This is a genomic window from Paenibacillus filicis (assembly GCF_038070315.1).
GTDB classification, from domain to species: Bacteria; Bacillota; Bacilli; order Paenibacillales; family NBRC-103111; genus Paenibacillus_G; species Paenibacillus_G filicis.
Map to the genome: position 1 here is coordinate 66,190 of NZ_JBBPCC010000029.1, position 15,010 is coordinate 81,199.

Annotated in this window: 15 protein-coding genes and 5 tRNA genes; 6 read left to right on the plus strand and 14 right to left on the minus strand. The window is 53.6% G+C overall.

The genetic code is table 11. The annotated features are described in order from the left end of the window. Nucleotides 1-84: 84 nt before the first annotated feature. The gene (locus WMW72_RS31270) at nucleotides 85-1,053 is read left to right on the plus strand and encodes a phosphate/phosphite/phosphonate ABC transporter substrate-binding protein (RefSeq protein WP_341419524.1); all 969 of its coding nucleotides are present in this window, start codon (nucleotides 85-87) and stop codon (nucleotides 1,051-1,053) included. Nucleotides 1,054-1,132: 79 nt separating this feature from the next. On the opposite strand, the gene thrC is transcribed toward WMW72_RS31270, so the two are convergent. Then, on the minus strand, nucleotides 1,133-2,425 hold the full coding sequence (gene thrC, locus WMW72_RS31275) for a threonine synthase (RefSeq protein WP_341419525.1): 1,293 nt from the start codon (nucleotides 2,423-2,425) through the stop codon (nucleotides 1,133-1,135). 115 nt (nucleotides 2,426-2,540) lie between these two features. On the opposite strand from thrC, the gene WMW72_RS31280 reads away from it, so the two are divergent. Beyond that, nucleotides 2,541-3,455: a LysR family transcriptional regulator gene (locus WMW72_RS31280; protein WP_341419526.1), complete on the plus strand. Its 915-nt coding sequence runs from the start codon at nucleotides 2,541-2,543 to the stop codon at nucleotides 3,453-3,455. A 107-nt stretch (nucleotides 3,456-3,562) separates the two neighbouring features. Here the strand turns inward: WMW72_RS31280 and phnE (WMW72_RS31285) are convergent, their stop codons facing one another. From phnE (WMW72_RS31285) to WMW72_RS31310, 6 genes are all read right to left on the minus strand, one after another. Beyond that, entirely contained in the window at nucleotides 3,563-4,357 is a 795-nt protein-coding gene (gene phnE / locus WMW72_RS31285) for a phosphonate ABC transporter, permease protein PhnE (protein ID WP_341419527.1), read from the minus strand. Continuing rightward, nucleotides 4,354-5,145 (minus strand): phosphonate ABC transporter, permease protein PhnE, encoded by a 792-nt coding sequence (gene phnE, locus WMW72_RS31290; RefSeq protein ID WP_341419528.1) that lies wholly within the window; start codon nucleotides 5,143-5,145, stop codon nucleotides 4,354-4,356. Before phnE (WMW72_RS31290) ends, phnE (WMW72_RS31285) begins: the two co-directional genes overlap by 4 nt. After that, a complete protein-coding gene (gene phnC / locus WMW72_RS31295; RefSeq protein WP_341419529.1) occupies nucleotides 5,145-5,915 on the minus strand; it encodes a phosphonate ABC transporter ATP-binding protein in 771 nt (256 codons plus the stop codon). The genes phnE (WMW72_RS31290) and phnC overlap by 1 nt, the downstream gene beginning before the upstream one ends. Before the next feature lie 203 nt (nucleotides 5,916-6,118). Then, entirely contained in the window at nucleotides 6,119-6,892 is a 774-nt protein-coding gene (locus tag WMW72_RS31300) for an ABC transporter permease (protein WP_341419530.1), read from the minus strand. Next, entirely contained in the window at nucleotides 6,885-7,808 is a 924-nt protein-coding gene (locus WMW72_RS31305) for an ABC transporter ATP-binding protein (RefSeq protein WP_341419531.1), read from the minus strand. Before WMW72_RS31305 ends, WMW72_RS31300 begins: the two co-directional genes overlap by 8 nt. 250 nt (nucleotides 7,809-8,058) lie before the next feature. Beyond that, complete coding sequence (locus tag WMW72_RS31310; RefSeq protein WP_341419532.1) at nucleotides 8,059-8,880, minus strand: uroporphyrinogen-III synthase; 822 nt, start codon at nucleotides 8,878-8,880, stop codon at nucleotides 8,059-8,061. Nucleotides 8,881-8,979: 99 nt separating this feature from the next. Here WMW72_RS31310 and WMW72_RS31315 point away from each other — a divergent pair, with 99 nt between their 5' ends. The 3 genes from WMW72_RS31315 (at nucleotide 8,980) to WMW72_RS31325 (ending at nucleotide 11,192) form a co-directional block, all read left to right on the plus strand. After that, a complete protein-coding gene (locus tag WMW72_RS31315) occupies nucleotides 8,980-9,714 on the plus strand; it encodes a 3D domain-containing protein (RefSeq protein WP_341419533.1) in 735 nt (244 codons plus the stop codon). Nucleotides 9,715-9,848: 134 nt separating this feature from the next. Then, the gene (locus WMW72_RS31320) at nucleotides 9,849-10,337 is read left to right on the plus strand and encodes a hypothetical protein (RefSeq protein WP_341419534.1); all 489 of its coding nucleotides are present in this window, start codon (nucleotides 9,849-9,851) and stop codon (nucleotides 10,335-10,337) included. Between the two features lie 192 nt (nucleotides 10,338-10,529). Beyond that, nucleotides 10,530-11,192 (plus strand): helix-turn-helix transcriptional regulator, encoded by a 663-nt coding sequence (locus WMW72_RS31325; protein WP_341419535.1) that lies wholly within the window; start codon nucleotides 10,530-10,532, stop codon nucleotides 11,190-11,192. 17 nt (nucleotides 11,193-11,209) lie between these two features. Here the strand turns inward: WMW72_RS31325 and WMW72_RS31330 are convergent, their stop codons facing one another. Then, complete coding sequence (locus WMW72_RS31330; RefSeq protein WP_341419536.1) at nucleotides 11,210-11,923, minus strand: DUF421 domain-containing protein; 714 nt, start codon at nucleotides 11,921-11,923, stop codon at nucleotides 11,210-11,212. Nucleotides 11,924-11,980: 57 nt separating this feature from the next. Continuing rightward, complete coding sequence (locus WMW72_RS31335) at nucleotides 11,981-13,261, minus strand: adenylosuccinate synthase (protein WP_341419537.1); 1,281 nt, start codon at nucleotides 13,259-13,261, stop codon at nucleotides 11,981-11,983. A gap of 110 nt (nucleotides 13,262-13,371) precedes the next feature. On the opposite strand from WMW72_RS31335, the gene WMW72_RS31340 reads away from it, so the two are divergent. Then, complete coding sequence (locus WMW72_RS31340) at nucleotides 13,372-14,280, plus strand: LysR family transcriptional regulator (protein WP_341419538.1); 909 nt, start codon at nucleotides 13,372-13,374, stop codon at nucleotides 14,278-14,280. 195 nt (nucleotides 14,281-14,475) lie between these two features. Here WMW72_RS31340 and WMW72_RS31345 read toward each other — a convergent pair. The 5 genes from WMW72_RS31345 to WMW72_RS31365 all read right to left on the minus strand — a co-directional run bounded on the left by WMW72_RS31345 (nucleotide 14,476) and on the right by WMW72_RS31365 (nucleotide 14,972). After that, nucleotides 14,476-14,552 (minus strand) — tRNA-Arg (locus WMW72_RS31345). Between the two features lie 57 nt (nucleotides 14,553-14,609). Then, nucleotides 14,610-14,693 (minus strand) — tRNA-Leu (locus WMW72_RS31350). Nucleotides 14,694-14,703: 10 nt separating this feature from the next. Then, nucleotides 14,704-14,789: transfer RNA gene (locus tag WMW72_RS31355), tRNA-Leu, on the minus strand. A 13-nt stretch (nucleotides 14,790-14,802) separates the two neighbouring features. Continuing rightward, a tRNA-Lys gene (locus WMW72_RS31360) sits at nucleotides 14,803-14,875 on the minus strand. An 11-nt stretch (nucleotides 14,876-14,886) separates the two neighbouring features. Next, nucleotides 14,887-14,972 (minus strand) — tRNA-Tyr (locus WMW72_RS31365). Nucleotides 14,973-15,010 lie beyond the last annotated feature (38 nt).

Genomic DNA, 15,010 nt, shown 5'->3' on the forward strand with positions numbered 1-15,010 from the left:
TTTTTAACTATTCATTCGCCCATTTTGTGGTATAGTTTAATTGTTTGACACTATTACTCAGATTCAACAGGAGGTCAATTAATCATGTTTAAAAAAATGACGGCTCTCAGCCTGTCTCTGATCCTCACGGCAGGTTTAGCCGCTGGATGTGGATCGAAGACAGCCACTCCAGGAGGACAAACTCCAGCGCCTGCAGACAAAAAAGAAGCACCGGCAGCTAAAGGGTTTGAGCCGAAAGAATTGCGCGTACAATTCGTTCCTTCCCAGAGCGCGGAAACGCTCGAAGCAAAAGCCAAGCCGCTGGAGAAGCTGCTGGGGGACAAGCTCGGCATTCCCGTGAAGGTTACCGTATCGACCAACTACAACACGGTTATTGAAGCTATGGCTTCCAAGCAAGTCGATGTGGGCTTCCTGCCTCCTAACGCCTACGTACTGGCGCATGACGAGAAGAAAGCAGCTGACCTGCTGCTGCAAGCTCAGCGCTATGGCATCGACGATGCAACCGGCGCTGACACTAAAGATCTGGTTGACTTCTACAAAGCGATGATCATCGTTAAGAAGGACTCCCCGATCAAAACCTTGGCCGATCTGAAGGGCAAATCGATCGCTTGGCAAGGTGTTACTTCCTCCGCAGGCTTCGTCTGGCCAGCCAATGACATGAAGAAAGCTGGCGTAGACCCAGAAAAGGACGTCAAAGGCATCGAAGTAAAAGGTCATGACAAAGGCGTACTGGCAGTATTGAATGGTCAAACCGACGCAGCGGCGATCTTCCAAGACGCTCGTAACACGGTCAAAAAGGACAAGCCAGACGTATTCGAGCAAACTCGCGTACTGGCCTTCACATCCAAAATCCCTAACGACACGATTACAGTCCGTACGGATATGGATCAAGCGTGGAGAGACAAAATTGCCAATGCATTCATCGAGATCGGCAAAGATCCAGAAGGCGGCAAAATCATCAATGAAGTTTACTCCCACCGCGGTTATGTAAAATCCGACGACAAGAACTTCGACATCGTCCGTGAATATTCCAAAGGCATCGGCCAGAAGTAAGCCGTTTGCGATATACAAAGAGCTGTCCCCTCTAGGGGACAGCTCTTTGTTCATTCAGCCTATGACTCAGCTATGCCACCTAACCCTCGCTCTTGGCAAATAGAGCTCGGACCGCATCCGGGTGCAGTCCCAGCCGTTCGTCCCCGCAAGCTCCCTGGATTCTTTCATCCAGGATTTCCGTCATGTAGCTGTTCATCGCCTCATAATCCTTCAGCAGATGTCCCGTCAGGATGCATACGGCCGAGCAATCCGGGTCTATAATTCCTCTCTCCCGCAGCTTGCGCAAACCGGCGACAGATGCAGCGGATGCCGGCTCGCAGCCGATCCCGCTGCGGTCCACCACTCGCTTGGCTGTGAAGATCTCTTCGTCCGTCACCGACACCGTGACTCCAGCTGTCGCCTTCAACACTGCCGCGGCTTTTCTCCAGCTTGGAGGATTGCCGATATTCAAGGCACTGGCCCGTGTAGCAGGTGCCGGTTCGGGGATCAGCTCCCGCGCCCCTGCTTCCATCAGACGGTGAAAGGGCGCCGCACCCTCCGCCTGTACGACGGCAATACGGGGCAGCCGATCGATCAAACCAATCGCCTGCAGCTCCAGCAAACCCTTGCCCAGAGCGGAGACGTTACTAAGCGCCCCGCCAGGCAGCACGATCCAGTCCGGCAGCTTCCAGCCGAGCTGGTGAGCGATCTCAAAGCCGATGCTCTTCTGCCCCTCAATCCGCCACGGATTGATCGAATTGCATACATACAAGCCGAGTGCAGCCGCATGCCGCTGCAGGAAGGCAATCCCGTCATCATACGTGCCTTCGAATCGGACCATCCGCCCGCCGTAAGCCAGCGTTTGTCCGATCTTACCTGCCGCCACTCCCTGCTGCGGTACGAACACATACGCCTCTGCCCCGCTCCAGGCGGCATACATCGCCAGGGAAGCCGAAGTATTCCCTGTTGAGGAGCAGGCAAACCGTTGATATCCCTGCGACAGCCCTTGCGACACGGCAACCGTCATGCCATTGTCCTTGAAGGAGCCGCTTGGATTCTCGCTCTGCGCCTTCAACCAGAGCCTGCCGATCCCCGCGAATCGCCGAACCGGCTCCGCCTCATACAGTCCGGTGTTGCCTTCATTTCTCGTAACAGCAAACTCTGGAGACAGCGAGGGATGAATCAGCTCCTTGTATCTCCATACGCCGCTTGCATACAGGGTGCCCCGTTCGCTTAAGCGGTCATCAAACGTCTTCCGCAGCTGCTCAGCGTCCCAGCCTCCCGGCCCCGCTTCCAGTCTAACCTCCATAAGTCCCCCACAGCCGCAGCTGTAGTTTGCCGCTCCGGCTGCTTGCTCAAGCCCGCATTCGGAGCAAATCATTCGGGTTACCATAAGACTCCCTCCTTCTTTACAGCAAGCATACCGCATAGGTTATAATAAAAATAATATATATGTTTTATTATTTCATAAATTTTATTTATGTTTTGTGAAAGGAGTATTCATCGGCATGAAGCCTTCGATTAATCTCCATGCGCTGCATATCTTTCATACGGTTGCCCGCACAGGAAGTGTGACGCGGGCAGCCGAGGCGCTCCGTATCAGTCAGCCTGCCGTAACGATGCAGATCCGCAAGCTGGAGCAGGAGCTTGGCCTGACCCTGCTCACCCCCAAGGGGCGGGGCATTCTGCTTACGGAAGCAGGCAGCTTCGTCGCCGCTCAGGCCAAGCGGATGGCCGCCCTGGAGGAGGACGTCAGTCTGCGGATTCACGACTTCCGGGAAGGGAGGACGGGCATCCTGAGGCTCACCGCGACTTACCTGCCGGCAAATTTCCTGCTGCCCGCCTGGATGGCAGGTTTCAAGCGGCAAGAGGAGGATATCAGGCTGGTCCTGCAGACGGCCAATGCCGATCGCGCGCTTAGCCTGCTGCTCCACTACGAAGCCGAGCTTGCGTTCGTCGGCGGGCGGCTGGCGGCTGACGAAGTACTGACCCGCCAGCCTCTGGGCGAGGACCCGATGTGGTTCGTCGTACCGCCTGACCACCGGCTGGCAGGCCGGGAGGCGACACTGACGGAGGTGCTGCGGGAGCCCTTCGTCATGCGCGAGGAAGGAAGCTCCACCCGGGACATGCTGCTCTCCCTATGCCGCAGCAGCAAGATCGGCCTGCCGCGGATCGGGATGGAGCTTGGCGGCATGCATGAAGCCGTCCGGGCTGTAGCCGCCGGCTACGGCGTGCTCTTCGCTTCGGCGGCGGAGGTCCATGACTACATCCAGCGAGGCGAAGTCGCGCGCATCCAGGTGCCCGGCATCACCATGACCAACCCGCTAGCTGTCTACTGGCGGAGCAGAGATCCGCTATCGGTCCAAGCTCAGCGTTTTCTGGACTGGGTGCTCGCCCAGCCAGTCTCCACACCTCTTGACTAAGCCACTCGTCCGACCGGTACGATTCGAACAACGACAGTCCAAAAAGCCCGCTTCCCTTATCCTAGGAAAGCGGGCTTTGCCCATAGGTTAACGAATCCGCCGCTTGCTTAAACCAGACGCTTGCGGATTGTGGACGAGATGATATCGATGATCGTAACCATCACAATGATGCCGAGCAGAATGACTCCGACCCGATTCCATGCGCGGGCTTCCAGCGCGAAGATCAACGGAGCGCCGATCCCCCCTGCGCCGATCAGACCGAGAATCGAAGCAGAACGGATATTGATCTCGAAGCGGTACAGCGCGAAGGAGAAGAAATGCGGCAGCACCTGCGGCATAACCGCGAACCACAGCACCTGCAGCCGGTTGGCTCCGCAAGCGGTCAGTGCCTCAGACGGACCGAGATCCAGGTTCTCCACAGCCTCGGAGTACAGCTTGCCGAGCATCCCGATGGAATGCAGCCCCAAGGCCAGCACACCGGCATAAGCTCCCGGACCAACGGCCTTGATGAAGATAATCGCCATCACGATTTCGGGGAACGTCCGGATAAGGCTCAGCATGAACTTCCCGCTTCCGGTTACCCAGCGGAACTTGCTCATATTATTGGCTGCCCAGAAGGCAAAAGGAACACAGAGAATGGCCGAAATGAACGTACCGATAATGGAGATGCCGAGCGTATCCAGCAGCCCGCGCAGCAAGTCCTCTCCATCCGGCCTGTAGACAAACTCCCAGTCCGGGCTAAATAGGCCTCTTAGAATCGTGGCAAAGTCCTTGCCTGCGCTTTCCGTTAAGCCCGTGTACTCAATACCGGTAAACGACCATACGTAAATGGCCAGCACAATAATAGCCACAAGCCAGTAGCGGATGCGGAATGATTTTTTTGGAACAGGTCTGGTTGTCATAGCAGCTTCTCCCTTACCTTGGTGCTGACGTAATCAATGATCAGAACGATCGCCAGCGTCAGGATGATGATAAGCGAAGAGCGATCGTACCGGAATTGCTGGAGCGTACGGTCCAGATACAGCCCGATGCCTCCGGCTCCCACGAGTCCCAGTACCGCAGCTGCGCGGACATTTACCTCGAAGGTGTACAAAAAGTAGGCCATGTATTGAGCCGCTACTTGAGGAACGACGCCGAATTGAATCCACTGCATCTTGTTAGCACCCACGGCGGTCATCGCTTCAAGCGGACCCGGGTCGATGGCCTCGATGGATTCATAGGTCAGCTTGGCGACGAGGCCAAAGGAGAAGAAGATCAGTGCCAGGATTCCCGGGATGGCCCCGATACCGAAGACGGCAACGAACAGCCCGGCGAACAGCAGCTCCGGGATCGTCCGGATCAAGTTCAAGATAAAGCGGGCGGGCTGGTACAGCCAAGGCGTACGCACTACGTTGCTCGCTGCCAAAAGGGCGATCGGAATCGCCAGCAATCCGCCGATAGTCGTCCCGATGACAGCCATCTGCACCGTCTCCATCATCGGCGCCCAGACAACATCGATGTAGCTCCAGTCCGGAGGAAACATTTCAACGATCAGCTTACCCATCTCCGGACTTCCCGCTATCAGTCTAGGCAAGCTTGAATCCGTGTTTTCGGCGCTCCACCAGAGCAGGACAATCAGGATTAGCGTCGTCATGTACGACTTCATGCGGGATGGCTTCTGCAGAACGCGTTTGCGGTCCGTATCCGTCATTACGCTTCCACCCCCAGGAGCTCATCCTTCTTGATGGCCCGTCCGTAAATCTCGGAGAACTTCTCATCCGTCGCTTCTTCCACAGGTCCGTCGAAGACGACTTCCCCAGCGCGCAGCCCGATGATCCGCGTCGCGTACTCACGGGCAAGGTCGATAAAGTGAAGATTGACGATCGTCGTGATGCCCAGATCCTGATTAATCCGCTTCAAGTCATCCATAACCTGACGCGTCGTCAGGGGATCGAGGGAAGCCACGGGCTCGTCCGCGAGGATAATCTTGGCTTCCTGCGCGAGGGCGCGGGCGATTGAGACGCGCTGCTGCTGGCCGCCGGACAGCTCGTCAGCCCGAGAGTAAGCCTTGTTCAAGATGTTTACGCGCTCCAGCGCGGTAAAGGCCAGCTCAATATCTTGCTTGGGAAACAGTCCGAGCAGCGTGCGCAGCGTCGAGTGATACCCCACGCGTCCGGACAGGACATTCCGCAGCACCGTGGAACGCTTGACGAGGTTAAAGCTTTGGAAGATCATGCCGATATCGCGACGCATCCGGCGAAGCTCAGCACCGCTGGCCGAAGTGATAGAGCGGCCATCTATAAGTATTTGACCATCGGTAATTTCGTGAAGCCTGTTAATCGAACGGAGCATAGTCGATTTCCCCGCGCCCGACAACCCGACAATGACAATAAATTCACCTTTCTTAATCGTCAGATTCAGCTTGTTCAAACCAACGGTACCGTTAGGGTATACCTTGGAGACATTTTTAAATTCAATCATGAGCTGCCATAAATCCCCTTTTACCTAGAGTGTCCAACACAAAAATATTCGACATAAATCGTTATTATCCTTTTCCTGCGCTCATATTTACATAGGCTTAATTTTTAGGATGTTCTTCCCCGTTCTTTCACCTTTTATGTACAAAAGAAAGGCTCCCCCTCAGGAAGAGCCTCTGCCGTTCAAAAATGAATACATCGGGGTGCCTAATTACCGGCCACATCTCGTTTGGTGAAAAGCAACCAGGCAATCAGATAGAACAGGATTGCATAAACGATAATAACTGTCACGGAGAAGCCTAAGGTCATGTCGTCGAACAGCGGTTGGCCGCCTGTCACATACGGCAGCAAGTCCGTATTCGCGAACAAGAAGTATTTGATCCACTCATATTTCAGTTTGGACAATACCAACACAACCCCATCCTTGGTCAGCAGCAGGAAGATGGACAAGCCGATCGCCAGTGAACTGCTGCGGAAGGCAGCCGAAATCATAAAAGCGAGCAGGACCGTCATTACGATGCTCACAGTATCAAGCAGATAGGTCCGGGTAATGGCTCCGATGGATTCACCAGGAATAAGCGGCGCCCCAGCTCCAAAGAGCAGCAGTCCGGTGAAGTAGGAGAAGATAAAATGAAGCGCAAGCAGGCAAAGGGTAAACAGCAGCACAGCGACCAGCTTGGAGGCCAGCACCTTGCTCCGGGAAGCCGGACGGATCAGCAGCAGCTTGATCGTTCCCCAGCTGAATTCGGAAGCGACGATATCTCCAGCTACGATAACACTGAAAATGGTGCACAGTCCTGTCAGATAGGTGGTAGCCCCCATGAACTGGATCACATTCGTATAAGGAACTTCCAGCACGAACTTCATCAGCACGCCGACCATGACGATGGTCAAGATCAGGATCCCCAGCATGATCCAGGTGCGCACACGGTTATAAATCTTCATATTCTCGTTCTGCACGAGCGACAGCAGGCTAGACAATCCGGTTCCCCCTTGTCACCTCGAGGAACTGATCCTCAAGCGTTTTCGTAATCACCCGAATCCCGTATACCGCTATGCCTGCGGCAACCAGTCGGGCATTCACCTCAGCTACCGCTTCGCGGCGGTCCGGCAGCTGCAGCGACACTTCAGCGTCTTCTGCCCGTGTCGTATACCCTGCTTCCTGGAGCAGTGCGGCGGCCGCGGCGGTATCCTGAACCTCGAAGCGGACTTCAAGCGATTCAGAGCTCCCGGCCGTTTCCTTAAATGAGCGCACATCGAGCAGCTTCCCATTCTGAATAATTGCCACACGATCGCACATCAATTCCATTTCCGAGAGCAAGTGGCTCGATACGATGACAGCCAGTCCTTCATCCTTGGCCAGCGTCCGCAGGTAGTCGCGGAGTTCGCGGATTCCCTCAGGATCGAGACCGTTGGTCGGCTCGTCCAGGATCAGTACGGACGGACGGTGCAGGATCGCCTGGGCGACCCCCAGCCGCTGGCGCATGCCGAGCGAATACGTCTTGACCTTATCCTGAATCCGGCTCTCCAGCCGCACCAGTCTTACGACCTCGTCGATCCTCTCCTTGCTTACATTCGGCATCATTCTTGCAAAATGAATCAGGTTCTGATAGCCCGTCATAAATCCGTAAAATTCAGGATTTTCTACAATAGCGCCGACATGGCGCATCGCTTCCTCAAATTGTCCGCGGACGCTGTGTCCCTGTATCCTTACTTCTCCGCCGGAGATGGAGATGAGACCGACCATCATCCGAATCGTCGTCGTCTTGCCTGCGCCATTCGGTCCGAGGAAACCGAATACTTCCCCTGGCCGTACCTCGAAGGAAAGCCCATCCACGATCGTCTTGGAGCCTATTTTTTTCGTAACCTGTGTAAGCTGCACGACAGAAGCTTCCATGTCCAACCTCCTAAGACCCCAACAAAAAAAGAGGCATGCTATGTCTTTCCCAACAGGAAAAGTATACCATACCTCCTCTTGCCAACCAAATCAGCGTCCAGTCGTTGACGAAGCCGCTGATTTGCCCGGTTCATCCTGGCATTATAGGCCTTCACCGGCACTCTTACACCTTCTTCGCAGGCCTGACGCCTCTCCAAGCAGCAAGAAACGGCTTAACACCTTAGCTCGATCCGCTTCTTATTATAACCCTCTAATTCAAATTCCCGGCTTCCTTCTCATAATATTTGGCAAGCGCGACGATCATGCTGCCCATCCGCTCTTCTTCCGGTGCGACAACCCGGGTAATCCCTTCCTCTCGCATGGCTTCAGCCGTTACTTTACCGACGGCAACAGCAATGGTTTCGCCTTGAAACGCTTGGATGACGCGTTCCGCCATTCCCCGTTCCCTGGCATGCTGCATCAGAAATCTTACCTGCGGCGTACTGGTGAACGTCACGGCATCCAGCTCACCACCGGCGATCTCGTCAAGCAGCAGATTCGCGACGTCCAGCTCAGGCGGAATATGCAGATAGGGCAATATTTCGTGGTAGATGGCTCCTTGTTCTCTTAGCCACTCTACAAGCCTCGGCGCATGGTCGCCATACAGCTGCAGAGCCACACGCTTCCCTGACAAGTCACGGCCGCCCATCGCGCGGATGAGCCCGCTCGTTGTCCCGTCATCATCCCTTACCTCAGGTTGAACGCCCAGCTTCTTCAAGACGTTGACCGTTTTATAGCCGCGCGCAGCAACCTGAGACTTACTCAGCAAGGCGGTGAAGGCCTCCGATTCACCGATGGCTTCCGCAGCTTGAACGAGCAGCTCCGTACCTACTCCCGTCGTCAGCAGAATCCAATCGGCCCCTTCTGCGATCAGCTTTCTCACCTCAGCCTGTACCTGCTCAGCTTCGACGGCTACGGTGCCCTGTGCCGGACGAACCAATGCGGTTCCACCCATTTTCTCTACGATCACACTCAGCTCTGCAGCTTTCCGCGGGCCTGTGATCGCGATTCGTTTACCTTCTAATCTGGCCATTTGACTTCCCCCTGTTGACATGTCTACGTTTAGAATTCTCTCAATCCGGCTAACCTATTGCTAGGATCGGTCTAATTTGCTAGAGGAGGATTGAGTTTGATGCATGGTTTTACTCGTTGGATCATGATGGTGGTGTTCGTCTTCATCTGCATAACGTCAGCCTTTGCGCTCCCTGTGTCCGCTATGGAATATTCGGATAATCCGGAAGAAACAATTTTCATCAATGATTTCTATATCGCTTCAGACGATCCAGAGCCAGCTCTTCCGTCTGAACACGAAGCCGCCTATGCGGATTCCGTGATGATCCCATCCACAATTCCCTATCAAGTCAAATCCGGAGACACCCTTTACCGTATCTCCCGGTCATTCGGTGTAGATGTCAATGACATTCAGGCAGCTAATCCGCTATCCGACCCGAACCGGCTGAAAATCGGTACCCTGCTGGATATCCCGCTCCAGAAGCCTGCCCTTCAATTAGCCGATGGCCGGCAGAAGGTCATTAAGGAAGTGCTTTCGAGCACACTAACCGCCTATACGGCAGGCTTCGAGTCGACCGGCAAAACGCCCGCCCACCCTCAATACGGCATCACCTACAGCGGCAGCAAGGCAGAGGAAGGGCGAACCATCGCTGTCGATCCCAAGATCATTCCGATCGGCACGACTGTTTTCATTGACGGAGTCGGCATTCGCCAAGCAGAAGATACCGGTTCGGCCATCCGCGGCTCCCGTATCGACGTGTATATGAAGAATGTGGACCAAGCCTTGGAGTTCGGAGTGAAGAAGAATGTGAAAGTGTATGTGCTCAGCAGCGAAACAGCGAACTCCAGAAGCTAAAAGGCGACTATCCCTATCATAATACAAAACAGCCTCCGACAACATTTTTTTTCGTCCTTCCGGGCATCCTAGATCTATCGGCATTCGCTTAACTTGCTCCGGCGCCAAGCCGGGTCCGGGAGGAATGGTTACGTATGAGCAAACAGGCTTTCCATCGGATCAGCTGCTGGATCACCTTGGCTTTTCTTCTGACGACGGGCTGCGGACAGCAGGAGCCTGCCCAAGACAAGCAGTCCGGGCAGCAGAACGACAAACCGATCGACTCACAGCTGCAGCAGCAGATGAAAATGTACCAGGAAATTCAGCAGCAGGAATACGAGCTTCTCGACAAGAAGAGGGCGTCCGAGAAAAAACAGCTGAAGGAGCTTCAGAAATCTCAAGAGAAGGCTTTGCAGCATGAAATCGACTTCCAGAAAAAGCTGCGACGCAGCGGTAATCCCTGGGCCAAGACGAATAAAAATAACGGCTCTTCCGGCGGAAGCCAGCAAAACGGAGATCAGCAAAGCGGAGATCAACAAAGTGGAGACCAGCAAAGTGGAGATCAGCAAAATGACGAACAGCAGCAAGGCAAAAAAGCCAAGATATTGAATAACCCGCTTAGAGATGCGAAGAAAAGCGAATGACCGAGCTAAACCCTATATTTGCTCCAACCCGATTCCAGCCCTTTTCCTTAGTCGGCCTTCTATGAGGCCCCTGTAAATCTGCAGGGGCTTTTTGTTGCCCATCCCCTGTCTGATCAGGTTCTGACTGTTTGTTTTCTGCCCGAAATGTGGTACGATCCTCTCATCGGCATATCGATTAGGGGGAACTTGCCCATGGAACGTATTCAAGAAGAACAAGATTTTCTGGAGTCTTTGGTTGAAGGCATTGCCGCTCAATTCGGAGAACAGTGCGAGGTTGTCCTGCATGATTTGAACCGGTCCTATGAAAGCACGATCGTGGCGATCTCCAATGGCCATATTACCGGGAGAAAGGTCGGAGATCCCGGTACCAATCTTGGGTTGGAGCTTCTTCGTGGTACGACCAATAACGGCAACCGGATGAATTATATCACTCAAACGAAGGATGGACGGATACTTCGTTCGACTTCTCTTTATATGAAGAACAAGGAAGGCAAAAGTATCGGAGCACTTTGCATTAATTTCGACATTACCACCCTGGTCATGGCCGAGAGAACGCTGCAATCGCTCACTGCTGCCGCTCTTCAGCCGGAGGTCAACGAGGCGTTCGTAACCAATGTGAATGACCTGCTCGACATGCTGATTCAGGAAACCCAGGAAGTGATCGGCAAGCCGGTTGCAGTCATGAGTAAGGATGACAAAATGAAATTCATCTCACTGCTCGATCAGAAAGGTGCTTTCCTGATCAAAAAAGCAGGGGACAAAATTTCAACCTATCTGAGCATCTCTAAATTTACGATGTACAACTACCTCGAGGAATCCAAGCAAACGACAGAGGCTGCACAGGACAGAGCATAGCGGCCTTCTAACAGGTCTCATCCGGGTTCCTGATGCTTTACTTTCCCGGATGAACCCATTTTTTGCACGACATACAGTCCTGTATCCTCGGTCCATTCTACGTATAACGCCTGTTCTGGAGTCAGACCTGTTTGGGCGAGCATCTGCTGCCGAAGCCAGCGCTCATTTCTCCTTATCCTCTCTAGCCCTTCCTTTAGCACCTGCCCGTCCTCCATGATCACCGTGGGTATACGGCTTCTCCCTTTCATTAGCTTTAAGTCTCCTCGGCTGGGCACCTCGTACTCCGGCTTCAACAGGACACTCAGACTTCCGTTATTCTCCAGTACAGCATAGGCTACTTCGTTTAGTGAGAATACATCCCGCTGTCTCAGCATCATGCTGAGCTGATTCATATCGATACGGTTGCGTCGAAGTGCCTGATGGCTGACCTCACCGTTCACGATCAGCAGAGCAGGCTCTCCCTCCAGCGTTTTCCTCAGCTTGCCGCACCGGTATACCAGCAGATCCATGATGTAGCTCAGAAGCATCCAGAATACTAGAGAAAATCCCAGCTGTCCGTAGTCCGCTTCACCACTATAGATTGTATTTCCCACCAGCTCGCTGAGCATCAGGGCGGATACGAAGTCGAAAGGCGTTAATTGGGAGATTTCTTTTTTGCCTAGCAGCCGTGTGATCACCCACAATCCGACAAAACCGATGATCAGCTTGATTGCGATTTGAAGCAGGCTCATTTGAAATCCCCCTTGCGCCGTTTCTCTTCATTAAACGCCAAGGAAATGGAATGAATCTCAGTTTCTAAGGATCAGCTGATCTCTTCTAGGACCATTGGACACATAGCGAACCGGTACTCCAATCAGCTCCTCTATCCGCTCTACATACTGCTGCGCCTCCATTGGCAGCTCTGCAAACGAACGCGCACCAGAAATATCGGATTTCCAGCCCGGCAGCCTCTCCAGCACAGGCCTGGACTTGCCGATCCGTGCAGATACCGGAAACTCAACAGATTCTTCTCCGTCCGTCACATAGGCGGTACACACTGGAATTTCGTTCAGGTATCCGAGAACGTCCAGATTGGTAAGAGCTATCTCCGTCGCTCCCTGCAGCATGCAGCCATACCGGGTCGCAACCGCATCGAACCAACCCATGCGCCGCGGCCGCTTCGTATTCACTCCATACTCACCCGCATCTCCTCCTCTTCTGCGCAATTCATCGGCTTCCGATCCTTCAATCTCCGTTACAAACGGCCCTTCCCCGACACAACTGGAGTAAGCCTTCACCACAGCCACCACGCGCTGAATCGCATGGGGTGGAACCCCCGCACCTACGGTTGCAAATCCGGCGAGAGTCGAAGACGATGTCGAATAAGGATAAATCCCGTGATCCGGGTCGCGCAGTGCGCCGAGTTGCCCTTCCAGCAGCACATTCGCATCCTGCTTGATGGCCGTATGCAGCAATGCCACCGTGTTGCATACGAACGGTTCCAGCCGCTCTGCTTCCATCTCTAGCTCCTCCAGCAAGCCGTCCGCTCTTATATCCGGTCTTCCGTACAAATGGCGCAGCAGAACGTTCTTGCCCTCCAGAGAGCGCTCCAGACGGTCTCTAAGGCGCTCCCGGTCGAATAGATCAGCCACCTGGATACCCAGCTTCATATATTTATCTCCATAAAACGGAGCGATACCCGACTTCGTAGAGCCGAATCTTCGGTCTCCCAGTCTTTCCTCCTCCAGCTCATCCAGAAGCTTATGATAGCCAAGCAGTACTTGAGCCCGATCTGAAATCCGCAGGGATGGTTCGGGTACGCCTCCTGCGTGCAATTGCTCCTTTTCCCTCCAGAAGTCAGGAAGATGCAAAGCAACGCCCGGACCGATAACATTGACCACATCCGTGTGAAATACGCCTGATGGCAGCAGCCGCAAAGCAAACTTCCCATACGGATTAATGACCGTATGCCCTGCATTGCTTCCCCCTTGGAACCTGACAACGTACTGGGCCTCTCCAGCCAACACATCCGTCATCTTTCCTTTGCCCTCGTCTCCCCAATTCGCTCCTACCACAGCCATGACTGCCATTGGATCCTCTCCTCATCCTTGTCATTTAAAGCACACATTGATTATAATCGTAGTACAAGACATAAATATAATGAATGTTACTAATATTCAACATAAATGGAGTTGATGATATGTCAGATTATTTGGAAGGATATCGCGTTTTCTATTCAGCAGCCAAAGCTGGCAGTCTGACCAAGGCGGCCGAGCAGCTTTATTTGACCCAGCCTGCCGTTACTCATGCGATCAAGCAATTGGAGAGTAAACTGGGCGGGCCTTTGTTTTTTCGGACACCCAAGGGAGTTCGGCTAACCGGGGAGGGGGAAGTCTTGTTTACCTATATTGAGCAAGGCTTTCAATCCATCCATACCGGAGAACGGCTGCTGGCCGAGATGCGCCAGCTGGGGACGGGCGAGGTCCGTATAGGGGCGGGGGACACCCTGTGCAAGCACTACTTGCTCCCGTTTCTCGAATCCTTTCACGAGGCTTATCCGGGTATACGCATTCAGGTTAAAAATAGAACGACTCGCGAGACGATTGCCCTGTTGAAGGAAGGGGCTATTGATTTTGGCATCGTGAACCTTCCTCTGCCTGCACATAACCTGGCATTAGCGGAGAGTAAGCTAATGATCCGTGAAGGACTGCAGCTTCAGGACTGCTTTGTGGCAGGCAGCACCTACCGGCATCTTGCAGAGAATCCCCTCTCCCTAGATGCACTTGCCGGATACCCTCTTATTCTGCTCGAGCAAGGAAGCAGTACTCGGCATCATATCGATGCCTATGCGGCCAGCCACGGTGTAACCTTAACGCCTGAGATCGAACTGGGGAGCCTAGACTTGATGGCGGACTTTGCCCGTACCGGGCTTGGCGTTTCCTGCGTGATCCGTAATTTCATTAAGCCGGAACTCGCTGACCAGAGGCTGTACGAGTTAACGTTGACTGAACCCATTCCACCGAGGCGCGCAGGTATCGTTTCACTCAGCCAAGTCCCCTTGTCGTCCGCAGCCCAGCGGTTCGTAGATGCCATGCTGCTGTCTGTATAAAGCTAAAGAAACAAATAAAAAAAGCTTTTGTCCTTCCGTTTAGGAAGACAAAAGCTTTAAGTTTTAAAATAATGGCGTGCCCTGAGAGATGCGGCTTTCAGCCGACTGCGAAGTAACGCTCACGAAGCAGAGCTTCGACGAACTCTTCATTCGAATCAAGGTCTCAGTTCACTTTGTAAGTCATTGAGGTAATAATGGCGTGCCCTGAGAGATTCGAACTCCCGACCTTTTGATTCGTAGTCAAACGCTCTATCCAGCTGAGCTAAGGGCACAAATGCGATCGGCATACCTTTATTGGCATATCGGCATGCCGATCGATTACTTCAGTATGCGCTCGAGAGGACTCGAACCTCCACGGCTGTTACCCCACTAGAACCTGAATCTAGCGCGTCTGCCAATTCCGCCACGAACGCATATGAATGATGGTGCGGTTGAGAGGACTCGAACCTCCACGAGCGTACGCCCACTACCCCCTCAAGATAGCGTGTCTGCCATTCCACCACAACCGCAAGATAATAAACGTGAGCCATGTAGGACTCGAACCTACGACACCCTGATTAAAAGTCAGGTGCTCTACCAACTGAGCTAATGGCTCATAACTTTACATGGTGGAGGCTGATGGATTCGAACCACCGAACTCGTCAGAGAACAGATTTACAGTCTGCTGCGTTTGGCCACTTCGCTAAGCCTCCGTGATACTATGGTGGCTCGGGACGGAATCGAACCGCCG